This window comes from Micropruina sp., from assembly GCF_047606365.1.
Taxonomy (GTDB): Bacteria; Actinomycetota; Actinomycetes; order Propionibacteriales; family Propionibacteriaceae; genus Micropruina.
Map to the genome: position 1 here is coordinate 1 of NZ_JASGEN010000083.1, position 24322 is coordinate 24322.

18 protein-coding genes and 4 pseudogenes are annotated in these 24322 nt (G+C 70.0%); 4 read left to right on the top strand and 18 right to left on the bottom strand.

Annotated elements, in window-relative coordinates; all coding sequences use genetic code 11:
* Positions 1–156: pseudogene (locus tag QM624_RS09525) on the top strand (IS256 family transposase); the annotation flags it as partial.
* A 31-nt stretch (positions 157–187) separates the two neighbouring features.
* Entirely contained in the window at positions 188–352 is a 165-nt protein-coding gene (locus tag QM624_RS09530; protein ID WP_415091165.1) for a hypothetical protein, read from the top strand.
* 290 nt (positions 353–642) lie between these two features.
* Here QM624_RS09530 and QM624_RS09535 read toward each other — a convergent pair whose 3' ends face one another.
* The 5 genes and pseudogenes from QM624_RS09535 to QM624_RS09555 all read right to left on the bottom strand — a co-directional run.
* Entirely contained in the window at positions 643–1449 is an 807-nt protein-coding gene (locus QM624_RS09535; RefSeq protein ID WP_415091167.1) for a hypothetical protein, read from the bottom strand.
* Positions 1450–1582: 133 nt separating this feature from the next.
* Complete coding sequence (gene ybeY, locus QM624_RS09540) at positions 1583–2038, bottom strand: rRNA maturation RNase YbeY (protein ID WP_298130818.1); 456 nt, start codon at positions 2036–2038, stop codon at positions 1583–1585.
* Positions 2035–2352, bottom strand: a pseudogene (locus QM624_RS09545) (PhoH family protein); the annotation flags it as partial. The pseudogene QM624_RS09545 and the gene ybeY, both read right to left, overlap by 4 nt.
* Before the next feature lie 273 nt (positions 2353–2625).
* Positions 2626–3441 (bottom strand): annotated as a pseudogene (locus tag QM624_RS09550) (LAGLIDADG family homing endonuclease); the annotation flags it as partial.
* A pseudogene (locus tag QM624_RS09555) lies at positions 3430–4131 on the bottom strand (PhoH family protein); the annotation flags it as partial. The pseudogenes QM624_RS09550 and QM624_RS09555, both read right to left, overlap by 12 nt.
* 173 nt (positions 4132–4304) lie before the next feature.
* Here QM624_RS09555 and QM624_RS09560 point away from each other — a divergent pair.
* Positions 4305–4937: a nucleoside/nucleotide kinase family protein gene (locus QM624_RS09560; protein ID WP_415091170.1), complete on the top strand. Its 633-nt coding sequence runs from the start codon at positions 4305–4307 to the stop codon at positions 4935–4937.
* A 130-nt stretch (positions 4938–5067) separates the two neighbouring features.
* Here the strand turns inward: QM624_RS09560 and QM624_RS09565 are convergent, their stop codons facing one another.
* The 4 genes from QM624_RS09565 to QM624_RS09580 form a co-directional block, all read right to left on the bottom strand.
* Positions 5068–6288 carry an MFS transporter gene (locus tag QM624_RS09565; RefSeq protein ID WP_415091172.1) on the bottom strand — a complete coding sequence of 407 codons (1221 nt, stop codon included), beginning with the start codon at positions 6286–6288 and terminating at the stop codon, positions 5068–5070.
* Positions 6289–6398: 110 nt separating this feature from the next.
* Complete coding sequence (locus tag QM624_RS09570; protein ID WP_415091174.1) at positions 6399–6563, bottom strand: hypothetical protein; 165 nt, start codon at positions 6561–6563, stop codon at positions 6399–6401.
* 94 nt (positions 6564–6657) lie between these two features.
* Complete coding sequence (gene pip / locus QM624_RS09575; RefSeq protein WP_415091176.1) at positions 6658–7638, bottom strand: prolyl aminopeptidase; 981 nt, start codon at positions 7636–7638, stop codon at positions 6658–6660.
* Entirely contained in the window at positions 7625–8062 is a 438-nt protein-coding gene (locus tag QM624_RS09580; protein WP_415091178.1) for a DUF5709 domain-containing protein, read from the bottom strand. Before QM624_RS09580 ends, pip begins: the two co-directional genes overlap by 14 nt.
* 92 nt (positions 8063–8154) lie before the next feature.
* Here QM624_RS09580 and QM624_RS09585 point away from each other — a divergent pair, with 92 nt between their 5' ends.
* Entirely contained in the window at positions 8155–8886 is a 732-nt protein-coding gene (locus QM624_RS09585; protein ID WP_415091180.1) for a queuosine precursor transporter, read from the top strand.
* A gap of 202 nt (positions 8887–9088) precedes the next feature.
* On the opposite strand, the gene QM624_RS09590 is transcribed toward QM624_RS09585, so the two are convergent.
* From QM624_RS09590 to QM624_RS09630, 9 genes are all read right to left on the bottom strand, one after another.
* A complete protein-coding gene (locus QM624_RS09590) occupies positions 9089–9472 on the bottom strand; it encodes a hypothetical protein (protein ID WP_415091182.1) in 384 nt (127 codons plus the stop codon).
* Complete coding sequence (locus tag QM624_RS09595; RefSeq protein ID WP_415091184.1) at positions 9472–11823, bottom strand: transglutaminase domain-containing protein; 2352 nt, start codon at positions 11821–11823, stop codon at positions 9472–9474. Before QM624_RS09595 ends, QM624_RS09590 begins: the two co-directional genes overlap by 1 nt.
* Positions 11820–13133: a DUF58 domain-containing protein gene (locus tag QM624_RS09600; protein ID WP_415091186.1), complete on the bottom strand. Its 1314-nt coding sequence runs from the start codon at positions 13131–13133 to the stop codon at positions 11820–11822. The genes QM624_RS09595 and QM624_RS09600 overlap by 4 nt, the downstream gene beginning before the upstream one ends.
* 105 nt (positions 13134–13238) lie before the next feature.
* The gene (locus QM624_RS09605; protein ID WP_415091188.1) at positions 13239–14207 is read right to left on the bottom strand and encodes an AAA family ATPase; all 969 of its coding nucleotides are present in this window, start codon (positions 14205–14207) and stop codon (positions 13239–13241) included.
* 106 nt (positions 14208–14313) lie between these two features.
* Positions 14314–20436 (bottom strand): Ig-like domain-containing protein, encoded by a 6123-nt coding sequence (locus QM624_RS09610; RefSeq protein WP_415091190.1) that lies wholly within the window; start codon positions 20434–20436, stop codon positions 14314–14316.
* A 506-nt stretch (positions 20437–20942) separates the two neighbouring features.
* Complete coding sequence (locus tag QM624_RS09615; protein WP_415091192.1) at positions 20943–21239, bottom strand: hypothetical protein; 297 nt, start codon at positions 21237–21239, stop codon at positions 20943–20945.
* Between the two features lie 128 nt (positions 21240–21367).
* Positions 21368–22051: a hypothetical protein gene (locus QM624_RS09620; protein ID WP_298134633.1), complete on the bottom strand. Its 684-nt coding sequence runs from the start codon at positions 22049–22051 to the stop codon at positions 21368–21370.
* Positions 22048–23541 (bottom strand): serine/threonine-protein kinase, encoded by a 1494-nt coding sequence (locus QM624_RS09625; protein WP_415091194.1) that lies wholly within the window; start codon positions 23539–23541, stop codon positions 22048–22050. Before QM624_RS09625 ends, QM624_RS09620 begins: the two co-directional genes overlap by 4 nt.
* 9 nt (positions 23542–23550) lie before the next feature.
* Positions 23551–24322 (bottom strand): FHA domain-containing protein (locus tag QM624_RS09630; protein ID WP_415091196.1); only part of this gene is annotated, 772 nt, incomplete at its 5' end.

Sequence of the window (24322 nt, forward strand, 5' to 3'; positions counted from 1 at the left end):
CGCGCCCGCGACCGGCTCAAGGAGCGCGGCCGGCCCCGCGACGCGAAGCGCAACGCCGAAGGGCGCCTCGTCGAGGGCCAGATCACCACGAACTGGAAGCAAGCACTCGCGCAACTCGCGCTCGCCTACCCCGACCGAATCCAGCCCTACCTATAGAAACCGAGCGCCGCTCCCTTACACAAAAAACTTGACAGGCTCCGCCCCGATGGGTTTCATCTTCTTCCGACGGACCACCGGCCTGGAGCATCGCCCGCTGCGGCTGCCGTCCGTCCCCGTCCTCGCGATCATCATCTTCGTGCTGCTCGAGGTGCTGAACCTGACGGTCCTCATGGCCGGCATCTCGATCGGCTGACCCCCTCCCCCACCTGGCTCCCGGTACGAAGGGACGGTTCTTTTCGTACCACCAGCGGTACGCCGGGACGGTTCCTTTCGTACCACCAACAGACCGAGGGACGGCTCGTCCGCGCCGCCAGTGGAACGAAAGGAACCGTCCCTCCATACCAACAGCGGAACGAAAAGAACCGTCCCTCCGAACCAACAGCGGAACGAAAAGAACCGTCCCTCCATACCAACAGCGGAACGAAAAGAACCGTCCCTCCATACCAACAGCGGAACGAAAAGAACCGTCCCTCCGTACCGGGGTCAGCGACTGGCGGGTTCGACCAGGTCGGCGTATCCCAGTTGCTCGGCGAGTTCGGCGATCCAGCGGACGGCCGGGGGGCCGAGCCGGGCGCCGACCGAACCGATCGCACGGCTGAGTGCACCGGCGCCGACGTCGTCGGCCAACAGCTCTCGCGGGAGGCCCAGGTCGGCGAGCAGCAAGACGTACGCGGGGGCGAGCCACTCGTATTCCAGGACGAGGGCGGCTCGTCCGTCGGTGGGCAGCGGACCGGCGGCGCACCGCTCCAGCTCGGACGCCATGGCGGTACGGTCGGCCCGCAGCCGCTCGACCTCCCAGGCCCGCCCGACCATGGCGCGCGCGCCGTCCGGATCGACCTCCAACCAGCCGGTGACCAGGCCGGGAACACTGAGCTCGGGTAGGAATGCCGACGAGCTGTCGCGTGGGGCGGCCAAAACTCCCGGCCGCAGACTGCGGTAGCCGTGGGCTGCGGCAGCTGTGCGCAAAGCGTCACGGCTGCGGCGGCGTTGCTCGCTGATGGTGTAGATGAGCAGGTGGAACCGGCCGTCCCAGCCAGGTGTGCTGCCTCCGCCCACCACCTCGCGGTAGCCGGACGCCATCTGTCCCGACAGCCGGTACACCCCGACCCGGCCCCGGCGTTCGAGCTCCAGCTGTCCCCAGCGAACCAGCCGGTTCAGCAGTCCCTTGGCCGCCGGAACGGTCGCACCCAGTTCGGTGAGCACGGCGACCAGCACCGGTCCGGGCAGCGCGGACGCCTGGGCCGCGCCGAAGACGAACGGCACGGCCGACGCGTCGACGGCCGGCGGCATGCCCTCACAGTAGCGATTGCCTCCGCTTGAGCCGGCTGATGCGAGGACGTCCGGGATGAGCCAGCAGTGCTTGGAGATCCCCGCCTTCGCCGGGATGACGATGGGCCGCGCTCCTCCGTCGGCCGGGCGTCGGTCAGCCGCGTTTGGCCGTCCAGGCGGCGATGATCCGGTCGTTGAGGCCGAACATCACCTTCTTCTCCTCGGGCTCGGCGTGGTCGTAGCCGAGCAGGTGCAGCAGTCCGTGGATCAGCAGGTAGTCGGCCTCCTGCTCCGGCGTCCGGTTCGAATCGGATGCCTGCGCGGCGGTCACCTCCGGGCACAGCACGATGTCGCCGAGCATGCCCAGCGGTGACTCCTCGCCGTCCTTGGGCGGGCGGAGTTCGTCCATCGGGAAGCTCAGCACGTCGGTCGGGCCCGGTTCGTCCATGTACTTCTCGTGGTAGGCGGCCATCGTGTCGGTGTCGACCAGCAGGATGGACAGCTCGGTCTGCGGATGGATGCGCAGGCTGTCCAAGGCGAAGATGGCCAGCGCCACCAGCCTCTGCTCGTCGACCTCGACGCCGGACTCGTTGTTGATCTCGACGGTCATCGGCGCTCCCTGCGCTCGGCGGACGGATGCTGAGTGGACTCGAAACGGTCGTAGGCGGCGACGATGCGGCCGACCAGCTTGTGCCGCACCACATCGTGGTTGGTCAGCTGGCAGAAGGCGATGTCGTCGACGCCGTCCAGGATGCCCTGCACCATCCGCAGGCCCGACCGGGTGCCGGTGGGCAGGTCGACCTGGGTGACGTCGCCGGTGACCACGACCTTCGACCCGAAACCGAGCCGGGTGAGGAACATCTTCATCTGCTCCATCGAGGTGTTCTGCGCCTCGTCGAGAATGATGAACGCGTCGTTAAGGGTGTTGTGGGTGACGAGGAAATTCTCGGTCACATAGAGCGAGTCTGCTGCAGCCACCGCGATGCAGACACACACGGCCTGCCCAGCCGGCTCGATCGAGTGGATGAACCGCATCGGGCGACCGCCACCAGTGAGCTCATAGCGTGCTGCCTTACGGCGCAACCTGAACGGGACGATGCTGTCCGGCAGTCGAATGTCGATGACGTAGGCGTCATGCCGGTACGGAACAGGACGCCCATTGGCGAAGCCCGGTGCACGCCCCTCCGCCTGCCTAGTTCGCGCGTAGGCGACGCCTCCCAGTGAGCGGACAAGATAGACGACGTCGTCGCGTAGTTGGGCCGAGCAGGTCGTGTACTGCACTCGACACGTCCGATTCGCCTGGACCACCGGGCCGCCGTCGGTATCGAGCAGACCTTGCAACACGGCGAGACGGACGTCCAGCGCGTTGTGCAGGTAGAGCTCAGGAACAAACTTCGTCGATGACCGGGTTCCTGCCAGCCCCAGCTCACGAAGGATCATGGTCACCGGGTTCGCGATGAGCAATCCCCCGCGCGTGGCGTTCGTGCGCCTCAGCACGTAGTCGCCACTCGTGCCCTTCCGCAAAAGAGTGATCTCGGGAATGGCTGCATCCAGAGCCTCGGCCAGTTCCGAGTCCATTGTCGTGAAAGTCGGAGTCGTTGCGGTGGTGATGCAGCCGTCGCCGAGCAAGAGGCCAAGCGCGTACGGGTCGAGCGGCACTTCCCGTGGCGGCAACTGGACCGGCGCGACCACGGGAAGCTCGTATCGGTGAGCGTGGGCGGCGCGAAGATTGCCAATCATCTCGCTGGTGGTCAGGACCCGCCCGCCCGTGCGGCGCCGGACATCCGACCGGGTCGACACCTGCCACAGATGCTCGCCGCAGGCCAGCGTCGACGCCCCATCTTGCGTCGAAACTCGGTAGACGTCCTTCAGACCCTGCGGATACACGCCAAGAACAGGGGTCGGACAGCCGTCGGAGCCGACCACGAGATCACCCACGCGGAGATCGCCGATCGGCCGGAAACCCTCCGGCGTCAGTACCGGTGTGTCAACCGGCTGTGCGCGGCCCCGCATGTATGCCAGCGGCGCGACCTCGATGGTGCCGGCGGTCAGCAGCCTCGGCACCGACTCGGGGTCGACCATGTCGTGCAGGGCGTCGTAGAGCGGCCGCAGGTAGGGGTCGATCTTGTCGGTCAGCGTGCCGGGCAGGAAGCCGAGCCGCTCGCCGGCCTCGATCGCCGGCCGGGTCAGGATGATCCGGTTGACCTCCTTGGCCTGCAGCGCCTGGACCGCCTTAGCCATCGCCAGATAGGTCTTGCCGGTGCCGGCCGGGCCGATGCCGAACACCACCGTGTGGGCGTCGATGGCGTCCACGTAGCGCTTCTGGTTCAGCGTCTTGGGCCGGATCGTTCGGCCTCGGGTGGACAGGATGTTCTGGGTCAGCACCTCGGCCGGGCGCAGCGTCTCCGCTTGCTGGGCGGTCATTCCGACCACCCGCTCGACGGCGTCCGCGGTGAGGCCCTGGCCGGTGCGGACGATGGTGACCAGCTCGGTGAGCACCTCGGAAGCCACGATGACGTCGCCCGGGTCACCGGTGAAGGTGACCTCGTTGCCGCGCACATGGACGTCCGCCGAAAGCTCGCGCTCGAGGATGTCCAGGAACTCGTCGCGCGGGCCCAGCACATTCACCATGTCGACCGACGGCGGAACGGTGATCCGGCGCACCCCGGTGGGCTCGGACGGTTCACTGTCGGCGTTTCGCATCTTCCTCCTCGAATCGGACGGAAGAATCCTAGCCCGCCGCTGTGACACGCCTCGCCGCACTGAAGTGTGCTTGTCCGCGGCCGTCATTGAACGAGCTTGTCCATAGCCGGCAGGGTCTCGACAAGCGCGACCCGCGAGCGCGGAACCTCGCTGCGTGGGCCATGCTTGTCCCCATGCCGAGCACCCCGCCGTCCCTGACCCTCGCCGACGCCGTCGACCGGGCGTCCGCGCTTGCCGCATCGGGCGAGCGCCGACTGCTGGGGCTGGTCGGGCCGCCCGGGGCGGGCAAGTCGACCCTGTCGGCGGTGCTGGCCGAGCGGGTCGGCGACCGGATGGTCGTCGCCGGGATGGACGGCTTCCACCTGGCGAACGCCGAGTTGATCCGGCTCGGACGTCGTGACCGCAAGGGCGCCCCGGACACCTTCGACGTGGACGGCTACGTCACCCTGCTGCGCCGGCTGCGGGAACAGCAGCAACCGCTGTACGCGCCGCGCTTCGACCGTGACCTGGAGGAGTCGATCGGCAGCACCGTCCTGATCGAGCCGAACATCCCGCTGGTGGTGACTGAGGGCAACTATCTGCTGTTCGACGAGCACGGCTGGGACGCCGTCCGGCCCGAACTCGACGAGGTCTGGTACCTGCAGGTGGACGACGTCGAGCGGCGCCGCCGCCTGGTGCACCGCCGACTCGGTCACGGCGACACTCCCGAACACGCCGAGCAGTGGGTGCACACCGTGGACGAGGCTAATGCCCTGCGGGTGGCAGCCGCCCGCGCGCGGGCGGACCGCATCGTCGAGATGCCCTGAAGAACCGTCCCCGCTACGTGCGGATTTCGAACGAAGAAGAACCGTCCCCACATCGTTGAGCTTGTCGAAACCCCTTGCCGGCGCCATCGGAGTCTCGACAGCGGCTCGGCGGCGTCCGTCTCGGGTGGGGTCACCCGGCTAGCGCGACAGTCCGTTCCCGGACGAAACTGGCTAGGGCGATGATCGCCGCGGCGCTCAGCACGACCACCGCCAGCGCCGCGCGGAGCCCGAACAACTCGGCCAGTCCGCCGATGATCGGCGGGCCGAGCAGGAACGCCGGCCACTGCCCGATGCTGATCAACGCCACCGCGGTGGCCGAGGGCACCCCGGGTTGGTTGCCGGCCAGGGTCATTGCGGTGGGCACGATGCAGCCGCTCCCGACGCCGAGGCAGGCGAAGCCGATCAGGGCACCGGCGACCGTGCCGGTGAGCAGGCCGATGCCCAATCCGAGCACCGAGATCGCAGCCGACAGCTGCAGGAAGCGGCGGCGTCCGATCGCCTCGACCACCCGGTCACCGACCAGACGGGCCGCCGCGATGGCCAGCGAGTAGCAGACCAGGGTCAGTGACCCGACCGCGACGCCGCCGCCGAGTTCCACGCTGTACAACGCGCTCCACTGCACGGCACCACCCTCGTTGACGGAGGTCAGCAGGGCGATCGCGGCGAGCAGCAACAACTGCGGCGTCCAGCTCCGGACGCCGGATCGCGCCGGGGCCGCCTCCGGCGCATCAGGCAACACGGCGGCGTCAGGGCCCGTGCGGTGGGTGTCGGGGAGGAAGCGCAGGGTGACCAGGAACAGCGCCGCGAGCAGCAGGCCGGACGCCGCCAACTGCAGTGCCGCGGAGAACTGCAGCATTCCGGCCGCCACGCCGAGCAGGCCACCCAGGAACTGGCCGCCGCTGTACCAGAAGTGGAAGGACGAAATGATGCTGCGGCTGTAGCCACGCTCCACCTCGACGGCCAGCGCGTTCATCGGACCGAACAGCAGTCCCTGCGCCAGGCCGAGCACCAGCAGGCAGACGATCAGGAGCCAGGGCTCGGTGGCCAGCGCCGCGATCGGCACCAGCACCAGCATGCCGACCGCGCCCGCGACGGACGGCGTCCGCGCCCCCGTCCGGTCGATCACGCGGGACAGCACGAGCAGCGACGCCAACACGCCGATCGGCGCGGCCAGAACGATCAGACCCCATTCGCCGTTCGAGACGCCCAACTGGTCACGAACCGACGGGATGCGGCCCGCCCAGCCGCCCATCACCGCGCCGGCCAGCACGAACAGCACCGACACCGCCAACCGCGCACGGCGCAACTCGGCGGTGGGCGTCCGGATCTCGGTGTCGGAGGTGCGGGTCACCGAGGAAGGCTATCGAGGTTGTCGGTGACCAAGAGAACCGTCCCCAGTGACCAAAGGAACCGTCCCCGGTGACCATGGGGACGGTTCTTACGGTCACCAGAGGGTGCGGACTACTCGTTGGGCGGCGAGTCCTGAGTGTCGTCGGAGTTGGACGAGTCCTTCTCGGCCTCGCGCTGCTTCATCTGCTCGGCCTTCTCATCGGAGACCGGGCCGGTCACCGTTGAGTCGCCGAAGCCGGACGAGATGTCGCCGCCGTTATGGGGATCGTTGGTCATCGGAATCTCCTTCGATCGGGTGCTGTCGAGGCTAGTCAGCGCCACGAAGGTCACTACACCCCGAGGGAGGATTCGGGGCGAAAGGTATCCCTGCTCAGCTCCGTCGGGCGAAGGTATCGGTCGCGGCGACCAACTCCGCGGCGATGGCGGGCTCGGTGGCGGCGTGACCGGCCTGGACGAGCCGGAAATCGGCCTCCGGCCAGGCGCGATGCAGATCCCAGGCGGTCACTGCCGGGCAGGGCAGGTCGTAGCGGCCCTGCACGATCACCGCCGGAATCGACCGGATGGCGTCCACACCGGCGATCAGCTGACCCTCGTCGAACCAGCCGGCGTTGACGAAGTAGTGGTTCTCGATCCGGGCGAAGGCGAGCGCGAAATCGGGGTCGGAGAAGTCGTCGACCAGCGCCTGGGAGAACTCCAGGGTGGACGTCGCCGCCTCCCACGTCGTCCAGGCCACCCCGGCCGGACGATGCACCGCCGGGTCGGCGTCGAACAGCAGCTCGTGGTAGCCGGCAATCCGGTCGAAGCCGGCCGGCAAAGCACCGAAGGCCCTGATCAGCGGCGCCTCGAATCGTTCCCACCACTGCGGCGCCAGGTTCGCGGCACCGCCGTTGTAGTACCAGTCCAACTCGCCAGGGCGCAGCGTGAAGATGCCGCGCAGCACCAGTTCGGTGACGACACTCGGGTGAGCCTGGGCGTAGGCGAGCGCCAGCGCGCTGCCCCACGATCCGCCGAACACCTGCCAGCGCTCGATCCCACGATCCAGCCGCAGCCGCTCCAGATCGTCCACCAGATGCCAGGTGGTGTTGCTGGACAGGTCGACGTCCGGTGCGCTGGCATGCGGGGTGCTGCGGCCACAACCGCGCTGGTCGTAGAGCACGACCCGGTAGCGGGCCGGGTCGAAGAACCGTCGGTGCAGCGGACCACACCCGCCACCGGGACCGCCGTGCACGAACACCACCGGCTTGCCGTCGGGGTTGCCGGATTCCTCCCAGTACAGGCTGTTTCCGTCACCGACCTCGAGGCGTCCGCTCAGGTAGGGCTCGACAGCCGGATACAGCTCAGTCGTCGTCATCGTCCTCGTAGTCGTCGATGATGTGCATCGCGGCCTCCTCGGCACTGGCCGCGCCGCCCGCGAAACCCACGTCATGCCCGATGCTCTCCGGCTCTTCGTCGGTCTCCCCCGCACCGCCGTCGGCATCGACCAGCCGTCCGGCACGTCGCTTGCCGACCTCCCGCCGCTCGTCCGGGTCGTCCTTCCAGGTGCCGTCCTGCGCAGCGAAGTCGGGCTCCTCCTGGGTGATCCGCTGGTCGAGGGTCTCGCCATGCCGCATCTCGGCCCGGGTATTGCCATAACCCTGCGCCGGCGACCACTTCTCGGGCGCGACGTAACCCTCGTCGAGCACGTCCGCGACGCCGCGGTCGATCAGCGAATCATCGGCCTGCAACTGGTCGAGCTGCTCGGACTCGTCGGGCATCGTCGGGTCGAAGTCGGTCATGGGACTAGCCTGCCACCTCTGCTCACGCCGGGCGAGGACGACGGGCAACCCGTGCGGATTCGTGTCCGTCGCCCGCTGTAGGCTTCCTGCCCGTGACCGCGCCGCACCCGACTCCGCGCCCGACCTATGACCTGGTCCTGGCCGCGTTCTGCGCACTGCTGCTGATCTCCAACGTGTCAGCCACCAAACTGATCGAGTTCGGCCCATCGGTCGAGGTCGGCGGCTTCCCGGTGCTGCCGATCATCACCGACGGCGGCGCCTTCCTGTTCCCGCTCACCTACGTGCTGGGTGACGTGCTCGCCGAGGTGTACGGGCTGGCCAAGGCGCGCCGGGCGATTTGGACCGGCTTCGTGATGGCCGCCTTGATGTCGCTGACGTTCGCGGTGGTCGCCGCCGCACCGCCCGCCTCGGACTGGCCCAACAACGACGCCTGGAACGCGGTGCTCGGCTTCGTGCCCCGGATCGTGCTGGCCAGCCTGGCCGGCTATCTCGCCGGACAGTTCCTGAACGCCGTGGTGCTGGTGAAGATCCGGGAGTGGTTCGGGCCCGGCCGCCTATGGGTGCGGCTGGTCGGTTCGACGGTGGTCGGTGAGTTCGCCGACACCCTGGTCTTCTGCCTGATCGCATTCGGTCCGCTGGGCGCGTTCCTCGGCGGCGGCAGCCTGGACTGGCCGACATTGGCCAACTACACCCTGGTCGGCTTCGTCTACAAGGTGCTCGTCGAGGTGATCTTCCTGCCCGTCACCTACCGGGTGATCGCCTGGATCCGTAAGCGCGAAGGGCTCTCGTCTCCGGCGCCCGTCGAAGCACCGGTTGCTGGCTGAGCCTCCGCTGATCGAGCCTGCTCTGCCCACCGCTGATCGAGCTTTCGAGATCCCTCCCGACCGGTGATCGAGCTTGTCGAGATCCTTCTGAGGGGTCTCGACGCTCGACCGACGGTCCGTCGTACAGCGGCAACCCGTGGAGATCCCGGCGTTCGCCGGGATGACGGAAGAACCTCCCGGGTGACGGAAGAACCGCTGAGCTCTACTTCCGCTTGAACCGGTGCCAGAAGCCGCGGTGCTGGCCCTGTTTGGCGGCTGTCCCCGGGCCCCAGGGTGAGGCGGACGCCGGGGTCGGGCCGGGGACCGGATCCCAGGATCCCGGCTGGCCACGCAGCAGGGTGAGATCGTCGGCGTCCCCGGTGGCCGGGAACTCGGCGGTCGGCTGGCCGGCGGCCGTGAACTCCGTCGTGGGCGCGTCGGACGCCGAGCCCGCATCCCTGGGCCTGCCGTCCGAACTCGGCTCACTCGGCGCCGGGCCACCCGGCGGGATCACCGGGGAGCCGTCCAGCGGGGCGCCGCAACGGGCGCAACGCGGGGCACGCAGGGTCTGCCGCAAGCCGCAGGCAGGACAGATCGGCAGCGCCATCACGAACTCCTCCCCTTGAGCCGGCCCGTTCCCCACCTCGCCAATCGGCCATGCGTCACCAACGATGCCAGGTTCAACCGGGCCAGCGGACGCCGCCACCAGGGCAGGTCCTTCACGATGGCCCGCCGGGCCTCAGCCACACCCTGCCAATACTGCGCCACCGTGGCGGAGCTGATCTCACCGGCCCCGAACACGGCCGCGTCCGCAGCCCGGCCCAGGTCGCGGACGTCGTCGCGGCCGAGCAGTTCGCCCGCCTCCAGCCGGGTACTTCCCACCGGCACCGGACGGCCGGCGTCGCGGGCGGCGTCCAGCACCTCGTCCCAGCCGCCGGCGATCCGGGTGGACGGCTGTCCGCGGGTCCGGCGACCGCGGCTGCGCAGCGCCTTCAAGCCGAGGATGATGCCGACGATCAGCGCCAGCACCCCGAGCGGCGGGCCCGCCACGCGAAGGACGGCCCAGAACGCCCGCCAGAACTGCTCGGACGCCGGAAGTTCGGCCCGAGCAGAGGCCGGATCGGTGTCGGTCATCTCGTCGTAGCTGCCCGGCGGCGGCACCGGGTTGGGCGGCGGCACGTTGCGGATCGACTCCTGGTCGTTGTTCTGCCGCTGGTTCTTCTCCGGCTTCTTGCTGCGATCGGGAGTGAACACCGAGGTGGGCACGCTCACCCAGCCGTGGCCGGCGACCGAAAGCTCCACCCAGGCCCGAATGTCCTTGCCACGCACCTCGCCGCCCTCGGGCACCTCGGCACCGAACACCACCCGCGCCGGGTAGCCGAGCCGGCTCGCCATCAGGGCGAAGGTGGCCGCGTACTGCTCATCGCTGCCGACGAACTGCTGCCCGGTGACGAAGCTGTTCAGCCGGTACTGGCCGTGCCCGGGCAGGTACTGCTCCTCACCGGCCCGAGTGCCGTCGCTCCACGCGCCGTCGGTGCGCAGCGCCTTCGCCACGTCGGCCAACTGCGTCCATTGCTCGGCGTCGCCGGCGGCGAGCCGCTGGGTGGTGCCGGCCAGGAAAGCCGTTGTCGCGTCGTCCTGCCGGACGCCGTCGCCGGGCGCCGGGTCGCCGGTCATCGCGTCGAAACCGGGCAATGGCGCGGAGTCGACCACCACCAGGTCGTCGGCCCGCAACCGGTCGGGCACGAAGCCCTGGTCGGTGGTCAGGTTGAACCGGTAGTTGTCGCGGTGGTCCTGTGCCCCCGGGCCGTCGAAGGCGATGGCGGAGACCCTGCCCAGCGAGGGCAGCCACGGGTTGAGCGACGGGTTGTCGGCGTAGCCCGGCAGCACCCGCACCATGGTCTGGGTCACCCGGTCGCGAGGCGGGTCCGGCACACGTGCGCCGAGCCGTTGGAAGCCGCTGCCGTCGGCGACGCCGTCACCCAGCCCGCTCCAGCTCGCACCGGACCAGCGGTCGAGCACCGCGATCCGCAGCTGCGCACCGGGCGCGGCGCCGTCCACCTGCAGCAGCGGGGTGTCCCAATAGAGCTGCAGGTCCTGTCCCGAGAAGGTGCGGAAACCGACCAGCGGCGTCGGATACTGCCGGACGTCGACCGGCGGTTCGAGTTCGGCGCGCAGCACATGACGTTCGTCGGCCACCCCGGGCAGCACCGGCGCCAGCGCCGACCCGCCGAGCAACGCGGCGACCAGCATCGCCGCACCCAGGCCGAGCTGCAGCCGTCCCGGACGCCCCGAGCGCAGCACCCGCCTGGTCCGCGGAAACCGCACCGCCAGCCAGCCCAGGGAGAGGACGGCGAACCCGAGGCCCTGCAGCCGCAGCAGCGGGGCGTCCAGAGTGCCCAGCGCGATCACCAGGCAGAGCAGCACCAGCGGCACGGTCAGCGGCAGCCACGCCGAGCGGGCGCGCCGGCCGACGCAGTGCCCGATGCTGCCGGCCAGCAATGCCAGCACCCACGGCAGGGCCAGCAGTTCGCCGTTGCCGTCGACGGGCGCGAGCGTGGTCAGGAACTCCATCCAGCCGGTGACCAGCGAGGCACCCAGCGCACCGACCGCGTCCGGCGTCGGCAGCACGCCGCCGACCGCGAGCCGGGGCACGGTCAGTGCCGGCCCGAGCAGGAAGTAGAAGACCCCGGCGATCAGCACCGCGGCCGACCACGACCAGCGGAACACGTTCGCGACATGGGCGGCGAGCACCCCCAGCAGCACACCGACCACGGCGACCGCCAGGAAGCGGAGGTTGTCGAAGCCGGTGACGAAACCGGCCAACGCCAGGAGGCAGGCCGCGACCAGGAAGCCGGCGTCCACCAGGTCGGGGCTGGTCGGACGCAGCAGCTTCAGCCGGGCGGTGAGGGTGTGCCCGGTGGTGCCGGGCTGAGCCTGCGCGTGGATGACCCTCACTGCACGCTCACCCCCAGCAGCACCCGCGGCAGGTCCTCGAGCCGGCCGATGCTCAGCACGGTCATCCCGGACGCCTGGCGCAACGCCATCGCCCCACCCCGCTCGGCGGTGATCGCGAAGGTGTGCACCTCGGGCGCCAGGTGGGCGCGGGCCCGGGCGAACGAGCCGAAGCCCGCCTGCGAGCCGGAGATCAGGATGGCGACGCTGGCGTCCGGGGCCAGGTGGGCGAGTCGGCCGACCGACGGCGCCAGCGGCCACGGACCGTTCTCGGCGCGCGAGAAGGTGTCCAGGGCGAGCGCCGGATGCGGCTTGGCGGCGGCGTGCTCGCCGACCACGATGGTCAGGTCCATCTCGTCGGTGAGCGCCCGGACGGCGACCGAGGCGGCCACCGAGATGGCCAGCTCGAACTCGGCGTCGTCGGCGTAGCCGGCAGGGTCGGCGTCCACCACGACCGCGACATGGGAGCGCCGGGTGTCCAGGAACTGCTTGACCAGGAACGCGCCGGTGCCGGTGGCGCCGCTGAGCTTCGCCGAGGAACGCCAATGGATGTAGCGGCGGTCGTCGCCGGGGGCGTATTCGCGCAGCGTGTGGAAGGCCAGGTCACTCATCGAGGTGTCGTTGGTGGTGTGGCCCTCGAGGTCGCGCAGCAGTCCCGAACCCAGCGGTTCCAGCGGCACCCGCCGCGGATGCACGAACAGTTCCAGCCGCTCGGTCCAGGTGATCTCGCGCCGCACCAGGCCGAACGGGTCGCCGCGCTGGGTGACCACCGGACCCAGTTCGATCACACCGCGTTGCTGGGTGGGCACGATCACCACCTCGTCATGGACGGCACCGGCACCCAGCGCGGGCAGGGTGAACCGGCCCAGCGCCTGGCCGACCGGCAACTCCAGGCGGATCGGCAGCACCGGCGTCCGGGCCAGGTTGGTGACGCTCACCCGGGCCGCGGAGGACTCCCCCACGGTCACCCGCAGCGGGTCCGCCTCCAGCTTCACCGCCAGGTTGAGCCGTCCGAGGGTGAAGCCACAGGCGATCAGGAAGCCGATCAGCAGCACTGCGGCCAGCAGCGCGAACTCACCCCAGCCGAACAACACCGCCAAGAGCCAGGACGCGCCGGCCAGTGCCAGCACCGCCCAGCCGAATCCGGTGACCGCGGCCAGGACCTGGCCGATGGCGTCCAGGAACGGCCGGACGGCGCTCCGGTAGGGCTCGGACGCGGTCCAGAGTCGCTGGAAGGGTCTAGACAAGCTCGACCAACGAGCCCGCTGGTTGAGCTTGTCGAAACCAAGCTCGTCCTGGGTGGGTCTCGACAAGCTCGACCAACGGGGCCAACGGGACCGACGACCGCGCGACCGATCCTCCGACCCGGTGGGGGTCGGAGTCGGCGGACGGACGCGGGTCTGGTCGGACATCTGGAATCAGTTGCGCCGATCGGCCGGGGCGGCGACGGCGGCCAGCAGGTCGTCGATCACCTGCTCGGCGGTCACCCCGGAGAACTGGGCTTCGGCGTTCAGGATCAGCCGGTGGCTCATCACCGGCACCGCCAGGTCCTTGATGTCGTCCGGGATCACGAAGGCGCGGCCCTTGGCGATGGCCCAGGTCTTGGCGGCCCGCACATACGCCAGGCAGCCGCGCATCGACAGCCCCAGCTTGACCCGGGCATGCTGGCGCGACTCCTGCGCCAACTGGCTGATGTAGGCCAGGATCGCCGGCTCGACATGCACCTCGTTGGCGAAGTTCGACATCTGCGCGACGGCGTGGGCGGCGATCACCGGGTTGACCTGCGCGGAGCGGTCCCGGTTGGCGGCCTGCGCCATCAGTTCGACGGCGACGTCGTGGTCGGGGTAGCCGATCGAGCTCTTCATCAGGAACCGGTCCAGCTGGGCTTCCGGCAGCCGGTAGGTGCCGGCCTGCTCGATCGGGTTCTGGGTGGCGATCACCATGAACGGGCGCCCCACGGTGTGCCGGACGCCGTCGACGGTGACGTTGGACTCCTCCATCACCTCCAGCAGCGCCGACTGGGTCTTCGGTGAGGCCCGGTTGATCTCGTCGGCCAGCACCACGGTGGCGAAGATCGGGCCCTTGTGGAACTCGAAGGTCTGCTTGTGCTGGTCGTAGACGGTGACGCCGATCACGTCGGAGGGCAGCAGGTCAGGGGTGAACTGGATCCGGCTGTGGCTGCCCTGCACGGTGTTCGCGATCGCCTTGGCCAGCTGCGTCTTGCCCGTGCCCGGATTGTCCTCGAGCAGCAGATGGCCCTCGCTGAGCAGGCAGGTCAGCGCGATCCGGATGATCTCGCTCTTGCCGCGGATCGCCAGCTCGACGTTGGCCACCAGCTGCTCGAACGTCTGCTCGAACCAGGTCGCCTGGTCATCGGTGATGCTCATCGTGCTCTCCTGTTGCGTCGTTTCCTGCTCATATTCGCGTCGTCCGAACTGTGCCGCTCTCGCTCCAGGCCGGTCTCGACAAGCTCGACCAACGACGATCGGCTCGTCATGCCGGTCTGCTGCCGTACCAACGCCCGGACGCCTCGCCGCAGTCGACCTCGACCCAGGCGCTGTCGGGATGGATACCCCAGTAGGCCTGGGTGATCCGTTCGCCGTTGCCCTGCGACCAGTTCGTCCGGAATCTGGTGCCGTAGCTGTCCCGGACGCGGCATTGCAGGGTGCCCTGCGCGTTCGAGATCCGGGCCCCGACGTAGCGGCAGTGGTTGCTGAAGTCGCAGTCGGCCGGGAAATCGGTGGTGTAGCCGCCCCAGATCAGCGTCACCGTCGGCTTGGGCGGGTCGGCCGAGGTGAGGGCGATCGTCCGGGTCTGGCTGCGCGAGCCGTCACTGACCACCACGGTGAAGGTGTGGCTGCGGCTGTAGCCGCCCAGATCACGGGTCACCGCGCGGCTCCAGGTGCCGTCGCGGGCGTCGGTGCTGGCCAGGTTCGAGCCGTCCACGCTGACCCGCAGCGCGCGTCCGTTCGGGTTCACGTTCACGGTGAAGCTGACGCTGGTGCCGCTGGCCGCGCCCCGGCTCAGCGAGAAGCCCTGGATCGGGCCGTAGGCGGTCGCCGAGGCACCGCCCGAGGCCGGTCCGCAGCGTTCCTCGTTGCAGACCTGCAGGGTGAAGTTGTAGGCGACGCCGTCCGCGCCGACCCGCACGGTCCGGTCGAAAGCCTGCCCCCGGGCGGAGGCCGAGAAGCTGTCCACCACTGAGCCGTTGGCCATGATCCGCACCGTGGAGGACCGGCCGCGCGAATCCGGCGCGGTGCCCTGCACCCGGATCGTCCGGTCGCTGCCGGTGGCGCTCACCCGCGGCGCACCGGGCCGTTCCGGGGTTCCCACCGCCTGCCAGGAGGCGCGCGCGGTGGAGGTCTTGCCGGCACCGTTCCGGGCGGTCACCTCGTAGCTGTGGGTGGCGCCGTCGTAGGTCACCCGGTCGTCGGTGCAGGTCGTGCCCGCAGTGCGGGAGCAGATGGTCTTGGAGCCGTCCCGGACCACCGAGAAGGTCAGGTCGGCCGGCCCGTTCTTGTCGGGCAGGTTCCAGGCGACCCGCAGTGCCGTCGCGGCACCGGTGGCGGTGGCGGCGGTGAAGGTGGGCGCCTTCAGGCCCAGCGGACGGCCCGCCGACTGGCCCTGGATGCGGGCCCCCGGGCCGATCGTCAGCTCGTTCTCGGCGGCCAGGGTGATCGAGTAGATGGTGTTGTTGTCGAGTCCGGTGATCACCTTCGAGGTGGCCGACCCGGGCGCCTTCAGCTTGCGGCCGTCGACCAGGATGTGGAAGGTCTTCACCGCGGTGCCCTCGAACTTCACCGGGTTCCAGCTCAGTGTCAGTTGGTGGTCCTGCGGGTTCGACACCCGCAGCCCGGACGGCGCGGGCGGCGGCTGGTCGGGCCGGATCCGGCGGCTCGGCTCGCTCCACTCGCCGGCACCCGCCTTGTTCAGCGCCTGCACCTGGAAGGTGTACCAGGTGCCGTTGGTCAGCCCGCTGATCCGGCACGAGGTCGCCGGGCAGGGGGTGGTCCGGCCACGGCTGTCTCGCACCCGGTAGCCGGTGATCGGCGACCCGTTGGCGGCCGGTGCCGTCCAGCTGAGGGTTTCGGCCTTCGATTGCACCTTGGGCCCCGGACGCGGCGCGCCCGGCTTGCCGGGAACCCCGTAGACGGTCAGCGCGAAACGTGCCGTCACATGCCGGTCGGTGCGGCCGTGGTCGGCCACGTCGGTGCCGGTGACGTCGAACTCGATCCGGCCGTGCGCGTCCCCGGGCGGGGTGAACGTGACGGTGGTTCCCGAGACGGTGAACGGGGTGGACGGCCCGCTCACCTGGGTGACCTTGACGATGCCGGGCACCGCGTCGGACAACGCCGAAGTGATGCCGACCGGCACCCGCACCGGGGTGCCCTGCTTGATGTCGACGTAGCTGCGGCCCTGGATGGTCGGCAGCGGCGCCTCGCTGATCTTCACCGTCAGCCGCTGGGTGAGGGCCCGCGAGTCGGCGACACCGATCTCGAGCTCGGCGGTGGTGCCGGGCCGCGACGCGCCGGACGCGCCGAGTTCCAGGGTGCGACCGACCTGGAGATCGACACCGGCGGGTGCCTCGGAAACCCACCGGGCGGTGTAGCTCAGTGCAGCCAGGTCGTCGGGGTCGGGCGTCCAGACGTTGCACAGGCTGCCCAGGTCGAGGCTGCGCGGCTGCCCGCCGGCGGGCAGGGTGATCGGGGCGTCCGGGCAGCGCAGCACCGGTGTCGGCGGACCGACCTGCACCGGAATCGTCACGTACGAGGTGAGTACGTCCTCATCGGTGGCGGACTCGCCGTCCATCACCTGCAGGGTGACCGCGCCCGGGCCGACATAGCCGTCGCCGGCCGTCACCCGGAAGCTGGTGTCGTTGACCGCGGCGATCGAGATCTTCTCGGCCGGTGAACCCGACAGCGTGTCGGTGGTGGTCAGCCGGACGTCCCGGTTGCGCGGCGACATCACCACATCGCCCAGCCGGATGGTCTGGCTGCCGTCCGGGTCGAGGTCGATGCGCGCGTCGGGCCGGGCCACCGGTGCACCCCCGCCGCTCGGCGGCACGAAGAGCAGCGCCGCGCTCTGCGCACCGCGCTCGTCGGTGACCAGATACGGAATGACCTGGGGCGCCTCGGTGACCGGCACGGTGATCACGCCGCCGACGACAGTGATCGCCGGATCGCTGCGCAGCACGGACGCGGTGAGCCGCTCGTCGCGGCCGTCCGGATCCCAGGCGCGCTGCAGCACGTCGGCCTTGGCGACCTTGCCGTCGACCACGGCCACCTCGTCGAAGATCACCGGCGGGTTCTCGTAGCCCTCGCGCGGGGTGATGGTGATACCGGCGGCCGGGCCGGTGCCACCGTTGCCGCGCAGCGCGTACTGCAGCAGCAGCGGCTGTCCGTTCTCGGGCGCCTGAGCGGTGATGAAGCCGTCCTTGCTCACCTCCACCCCGGCCGGCAGGGTGTCGTTCAGCGACTTCAGCGGGGCGATGCCGACCTTGTCGGCCCGCGCCATCAGGTCGTTCGCCCGGGCGTCCACCCGGATCAACGCCCCCGGCGCGGCGGTCACGTTGTCCTCGATGGCGATCGGCGGCTGCGGCGCGCCGGGTGGTGTCACCGCGACCCGGACGATCGCCGCCGCCTGCTTGCCGTACCGGTCGGTGACCATCATCGAGAAGGTGTCGGTGCCGACGTTGCCGGCGTCCGGATAGGCCTCATAGGTGACCGAGGTCGGGCTGAAGCCGACCACCCGTCCCAGGTTCGGCGACGCCCCGATGCCGGCCACGGTCACCGAATCGCCGTCCGGGTCCTGCGACGAGGTGGGCAGCGAGATCTTGATCCGTTGACCGGCGCCCGCCCGGGCCTCGATGTCGCCGGGACGCGGGGCATGGTCGTCGTCGGCGGTCTCCGGCTGCGGCTTGACCGTCACGCTCACCTCGCCGCGGGTGCGTTCCCCGCTCGGCGACTGCGCGTAGTACTCGATGGTGATCTCGCGGGTCTCGGTCAGCCCGGTCGGCGCCACGTAGCGGATCTGGTCGGCATGCACCCAGGCCTGCCCGGCGTCCGTCGCCTCGGCGGTACTGGCCGCCTCGTACAGCGGCAGCTGGCCAACGACGGCGGTGCCGTCCAAGTTGCTCACCAACGACAGCCGCGAACCGGCCGGGCTGGTGTCGTTACCGAGGGCGTTGATCAGCACCGTGTCGCCGTCGCGGACGATGGCCCGGTCCTTGCGGGTGATCGGAATGTCGCTGCCGACCGCACGCAACTGCGCGACGGTGACGTCGCCCTTGGCGTTCTGATAGCCGTTGCTGACCGTGTAGTGCACGGTGAACGGGTTGGGGCTGATCCGGTCGGACCGCGGGCTGAGCAGCAGCCAGCGGCCACCGATCACCGCCACGTCCACATCGGCCTCGGTTTCGGCGGACTGGACGGTCAGCATGCCGCCGCGCGGATCGGCGTCATTGGCCAGCACATCGACCCGCACCGGGTTGGTGCCCCGGATCGCGGCCGCGTCCGGCATGGTCTGCGGAACGAAGCCGGCGTCGTCCTTGGCCACGTCGATGCGGATCTGGCTACGGTCGACACGCGCCGAGCCGTAGGCGGCGACATAGTCGAGGAAGTACGGCCCGGGACGGCTGGCGACGACAGTGACCAGCCCGGAGCGCTGATCGGTGGTCACCTTCAGGTTCGCCTTGGGGGCGATGTCGCCGCCCAGCACCAGCCGGGCGTCCGGGGTGCGCGGATCGGAGCCGGGCAGGTCGTTGGCCAGCGGGCGAATCACGATCGGCTTCCCGACCTGGCCGCGGACGCTGTCCGGGTTGGCGACCGGCTTGCCGCCGGTCAGCGCCTTCTCGCCGAGCACGGTCACGTTCAGGTCGGAGCTCACCTCGTTGCCCGGCACGTCGGCGACCCGGTAGGTCAGCTTCTTCCGGACGTCGGAGCTCTCCCCGCCGGGGGTGTATTCGAGGCGTCCGTCGGGCGTGGTGGGCACCGCCTCACCGTCGACGGTGGCGTCCATCAGCAGCACCGGGTCGCTCTCCGGATCACGCCAGTCGCCCAGCGGCGCGACCGTCAGGGTGCCGAAGGACGGCACGCTGTAGTCGGGGCTGCTGGCGCCGTCGCGCAGGTGGGGCTTGTCGTTGTCCTCGGGGCGCTTGATGTCGACGGTGACGGTGGCGTCGTCCTCGTGGTAGCCGTTGCCGGCGACGTAACGGAAGGAGAAGTCCCTTGCCTGCGCGGGCGTGGTCACCTTGAGTGCCTGCCCGTCGGGGGTGATGTCGACGCGGTAGCCCTCCGGCACCCCGCGCACAGCGCTGATCATCAGGATGCTGCTGATCGAGTCGGTGTCGTTGTCGAGCGGGTGGACGATCTGGGTGCGGCCCGCCCGGGCACCGAACCGGTCGTCGTTGGCGTGCGGTTCGGCGTCCTTCAAGGCGGGTTTGTCGGACTTCTGCGGATCGTTCGGGTTCTGGTTCGGCTTGGGCTTGATCTTGTCCCAGTTGTCGACCCGGAGCTGCTGATCGAGGTCGAACACCCGGCCGTCGGCGGCGTCGTTGAGCACCAGGCTGTTGCGGTTGACCCGGAACACCGGGCGGATCAGCGGCTGGGCGCGGCTGGTGACCGCCATGTTCTCGGCGGTTCCCTCGGCGCAGGCGCGCACGACGGTGGTCGGGGTGCCGGCCCAGGCGCCGAAGTCGCAGCCGGCCAGCCGGACCGGGGCGGCCGGCGTGGAGCCGATGCCCCGCGCCACCTCGGCGCTGATCCCGTCGGTGAGACCGATCCGGATCAGGCTCTCGGGCAGGGCAAGCAGGACGCCGGGGGCGTCCGGGCCGCTGTGCTGGAGGCGTCCGGCGACCGCGGCGGTGACCTGCTTGGTGCGTCCGCCGGGCAGGATCACCAGACCCAGGACCTCGTCGTAGACGACGGCTTGGCTGCCGACCGCGGCGAGCTGCACAGAACGGACGGCGGTGGCCAGCTTGCCGGTGACCGGCTCGGTCAGCCGTCCGTCACGGACGGCGATGGTGACGGTGTTGCCGTTCACCCCGGCGACGTGCACGGTGCCGTCCGTGCCGACGGCGAGAGCGACGGTCTGCGCCGTGCTGCCCGCGGGCGGTTCGCCGATCTCGGCGACGGCGGGCTGGGCGGGGTCGAGGGCACGGAGGTCGGCGACCCGCTCGGCCGGGTCGTAGCGTCCGGCCCAGATCTTGCCGGTGGCCGGATCGACGGCGGCGACGGTGCCGCCACGCATGTCGACGATGCTGCCCGGCCGCAGATTGATCACCTGGTCGGTGGCGTTGGTCACCGCGGACGAGTCGATCGGGACGAGCGATCCGCCGGCGGCGTCGTACTCGACCACGGCGGAGCCGTCCTGCAACACGTTCAACTCAGGCGTGCCCGCGGAGCCGGGCAGGTCGAGGAAGGCGTCCAGGCCGACCGCGGATTTGTTGATCCGGCCGTAGGACTGCTCGGCATCGTTGGTGACCCAGATGCCCGAGTCATGCAGGTCGAGTTTGTTCACCGGGTAGCCGACCGACACCACAGCCAAGGTGGCGATCACCGCCAGGGTCAGGGTCGCGACGAGGCCGGGCAGCACTCGCACGATCGACCTGGTACGCATGATTTGGGCGAATCCTCCACCGCTCGGCCGGGTTCATTGGGGTGCCCGGCGACAGGATGTCCTTCCGGTGAGCCTAAACGACCGTCGTGCCAGGCCCGAATCCTGCCCGCGGGGAGCACTCCCCGGCACTCGTCATCCCGCATGCGATCCAGCGACATGACACCCCGTCGTCCCGGGCTTGATCCTTCGTCATCCCGGACTTGATCCGGGACCTCCGAGCAATTCCTGAGCGCGCCCAGATCCCGGCGTTCGCCGGGATGACGAGGGCAGCCGGGATGACGGTGGTGTTTCGTTGGTCGAGCTTGTCGAGACCCTCAGACCGGCCCCGCGACGGCAGCGCTTGGGCGGACCCGCGATCGCCGCGCTGCCGATCGACGCGGACGGCATCGTCAACTGGCGACCGATTCGGCGGGCGTCTCGCCTCACCTGCCTCGGACGGAGCGTGAATCGGTCGCCAGTTCACGAGCCTCAGGGAGGTCGGCGGCCACCGAGCGGAGTTGACCGGGTCAGGGGCCGCCGCTGCCGGCGCCACTTCTGGGCGTCGGGTTCATCGTGGCGAAGAGGGCCAGCAGGAAGAACAGCGCGACGCCGGCCACGAAACCCTGGGCGAGCCAACCCAGCCACCGCGGCATTCTCTCGGTAACGAGGGACGCGATCACCACCACCAACGCGCCGACGCCGAGCACCAGCCCGGGCAGCGGCCAGAAGTCCGTGCCGAACAGCCCGGCCAGTAGGCCGAGCGTAACGAACAAGCCTTGCCGGCCGGCCAAGCCGCGCACCTGGGGTCGCGCAGGGGTGGTCATACCCGGTGAATGTACACAGGCGTCCGAGCCGCCCACCCCGGTGGTTGAGCTCGTCGAAACCCCGGTCGGCTCGGCAGGTTCCGGGTCTCGACAAGCTCGACCAACGGAGGCCGCAGGCTGACCGTCGCCTAAGGCAGTAGCTCGAGGTCGTCCACGGTGACGATGCGGGCGGCCATGGCGTACTCGACCAGCCGCGCCTTGCGGGACGACGCGAGCTTGCGAGCGCCACCGCGCAGGCCCCGGACGCCGAGGTCGGAGAGCTTTTCGCAGACGTTGTCGAGCTTGCGGTTGAATTTGGTGATCGTCCAGCCGAGCCGCTGGGCGGCGGCGCCGGATTGCGGCACGTGCCCGGCACCACGCTCGCCGCGGCGCAGCACGTTCTCACACAGCGCCACGATCAGCAGCTTCTGTTCCGGGGTGAGCTGGACGCGTCCGATCGTCACGGTGCCGTCGGAGGCCGGGACGGCCTCGACCGGTTCGTAGCTGGAATCGTCGAGGTAGATGTCGAACTCGTAGGTGGTCGAGCCGGCGGTGAACCAGACCACGGTGTGGGCGAAGACCAGCGGCAGTGCGCCGCCGGGCGCCAGCCACGCCTGCAGGCCGCCGTTGCCGTCGGAGACCGTCGCGGTGAGTTGCGAGCCGACGTTGTCGAGCCACCACAGGCCCTGCCGTTCACCGACCATCAGGAACACCCGGTGCAGGAACGGGTTCTCGTCGTCGACCACGACGTCCGCTTCGCGTCCGACGGTCAGCGATTCCCCCGGTCCCCGCCGATACAGCTCGCCGAGGAAGTCCACGGTCATCGTGCTCATCGCACACATCCCTTCTCGAAGGTCCTGGACGCATCGTGTCCGCTGGCCCGCTTCACCCGGACCCACAGGCAAACCTGCTTGTCGCGGGGCTGATCAGGTAACCGTAGCCAGGGTTGGGCCACCGGGCGAGGTTGACCGTTCTCGCTGAGCTTGTAGAAGTAGCTGTCGGTGGGCAGCGGGTTGGCGTAGGTCCAGCGGAAGGTGACGACGGCGCCCGCGCGTTCGCCGACGATCTTCGGTTTCCCGGGCGGCAGCTCTGCGCTCCCCGGGTCGGGCACCGGTTCGGAATGGATCGGGCTGGTCGTCGGACGCGCTTCGGGCCGGACGCCACCGGTCGCCACCCAGATGCCCGCAGCCACCAGTGCCACCGCGACCAGGCCGCCCGACCAGACCAGCACCCGCGGCGGCCTTCGCTGCTCGTCGTCGGCCAGGTCATGCTCCAGCGAGGTGGCCGGACGGTGCACGGTGGCGTCCTCGGGACCGTTCACACCCTGCACCTGCGGCGTCCGGCGCCGGGTGTGCAGATCCTCGGTCGGCGGTGTCTGCCCGGTGGGTGTTTGTGCCGCCAGCAACTGGGGACCCTGCATCCGGGTCTGGTCGTCGCCGGCGTCCGGCGCGGACGGCCCGGCCACCTCCTCGGCGACCACGATCTCGGTGCGCGGCAGCCGCAGCTCCTGTTCGATCACCTGCAGTGAGCGGGCGAAGTCCATCGCACTGGCCGGCCGCAAACCCGGATCCTTCGCCATGCCGGCCTTCAGCAGTCGCTCCAGGGAGGCCGGGACGTCCGGACGTCCGGTGTCCGGCACCGGCTGGTCGCGGATCCGCTTCATCAGCGCGTAGTGGGAGTTGTCGCGTCCGGGCTGTTCGAACGGCGAGCGGCCGACCAGCAGATGCCACACCGTGGCGGCCAGCGAATAGACGTCGGAGCGGGCGGTGGCCGGTGCCGTGACGTAGAGCACCTCGGGTGGCGACCACGGCACCGACACCCCGGTGTCGGCGTCCTCGGCCTCGCTCACCTCGGCGGCGATGCCGAAATCGGTCAGCCCGGGGGTGCCGTACTGGCTGGTCAGCACGTTCGCCGGCTTGATGTCGCGGTGCAGCAGGCCGGCCCGGTGCGCGGTCTCCACCGCGCTGGCCAGCTGAACGCCGATCCGCAACGCCTCGGGCACGGTGAGTCGCTCGGCCCTGACCCGCTCGGCCAGGCTGGCGCGCGGGTAGTACATCATCACCAGATACGGACGGCCGTCGGTGGTGCTGCCGGTGGCGTACACCGGCACGATGTGCGGATGCTCCAGCTGCGCCATTGCGTTGGCTTCGCTGCGGAACCGCTGCGCCACCCCGCGTCCCAGGTCGGTATCGCGCAGCACCTTGACCGCCACCCGCCGGGCGGGCAGCGCCTGCTCGTACAGGTAGACGTCGGCGTAACCGCCCGCACCGAGTTTGCGGACGTAGCTCAGACCGGGAATGACGGGGGCGGGTCGTTCGGTCACCGGGTCAACTCACGGTCCTTCGGTCACCTCGAAGGTGAAGCTGAACACACCGGCCAGGATCACTTTGGTGCCGGGCTCGATCATCACCGGATCGTTGGGCCGCAGCGTCACCGGATGCTCGCCGGGCGGCACCACCTGGGTACCGTTGGTGGAGCCCAGGTCCTTGACCGCCACATGCCAGTACTCGAGACGGACCTCCAGATGCTGGCCGGAGATGTCCTTGTCGGGGTCGATCAGTTTGACCAGGTTGGGTTGTTCGCCGGAGTAGCCGACCGGCACCCGGGGGTTGCGGCCGAGAATGCAGCCCCGGTCGAGCAGCACCGTGTCGCCGTTGGAGAGCCGCAGCACGCCCAGCGGCGGACGCGGCACCTCGACCGGCTGCTGCTGCGGCAGTGGCTGACCGCAGATCCGGCAGGTTCCGGCGTAGGCCGGGCTGAGATGGCCGCTCGGACAGCGGGCGGCGACCACGGTCTGGACGCCGGCGTCCGGGAGTTGGTCACGGCTGATCGTCCGATCGGACGCCGCGTCCTGCGGCTCGCCGGCCATCGCGGAGGGCGCGGGAACTGGTGCCCCCGCCGGAGCGGGCGAGCTCCAGGGCAGCGATTCGATGAATGACGGACGCTCGTCCGGGCCGGTCGGGGCCGACGGCGGCGGGGCCGGCAGGTCGGCGAACGGGCTGGTGAACGGCGTCGGCAGAGTGTGTCCGGTGGCCGGCTCCGGGCTCGCGGCTCCGGGAACGGGCGCTGCAGCGGTGGCCTGCTCGTCCGGGGCTGGCGGGCCG